Raw genomic sequence first — 469 nt, forward strand, 5'->3', positions numbered from 1 at the left:
GCGTGTCCGCAGCTCGTCCGCCGCCGGCCGCGGCCCGTCCGGCGCGGGCCGGCGCCCGCCGCTCGGCCTCGGTTCCCGACCTTGACATCGCCACCAAATCTGACGGACAGTCAGGTTTACTCTGTCGATGTCCCGCCGGGAGGCCCGCGCCGTGCACCTCGCCCCGACCGAAGGCCAGTTGCGGCTGCGCGCCGAACTACGCGCGTACTTCAAGAACCTGCTGCCGGACGGGGTGCCCGAGGGCCTCGAAGCGCAGCGCGCGGTCCTGCGCCGGATCGGCGCGGACGGACTGCTCGGACTCGGCTGGCCCGTGGAGTACGGCGGGCAAGGCCGGGGCGCGGACGAGCAGTTCGTGTTCTTCGACGAGGCCTACCGGGCCGGCGCGCCCGTCTCCATGGTCACGCTCAACACCGTCGGCCCGACCCTGATGAAGTACGGGACCCCGGAGCAGAAGGACTACTTCCTGCCC

At 72.3% G+C, this 469-nt stretch carries 1 protein-coding gene; it reads left to right on the forward strand.

Annotation, left to right across the window (positions count from 1 at the left end; genetic code table 11):
- Nucleotides 1-151 precede the first annotated feature (151 nt).
- Nucleotides 152-469, forward strand: a 318-nt coding sequence (locus G3I71_RS47125; protein ID WP_343243304.1) for an acyl-CoA dehydrogenase family protein, incomplete at its 3' end; no start/stop codon positions are given.

Origin of the sequence: Streptomyces sp. SID12501, assembly GCF_010550245.1 — a bacterium.
In the GTDB taxonomy this organism is placed as follows: domain Bacteria; phylum Actinomycetota; class Actinomycetes; order Streptomycetales; family Streptomycetaceae; genus Streptomyces.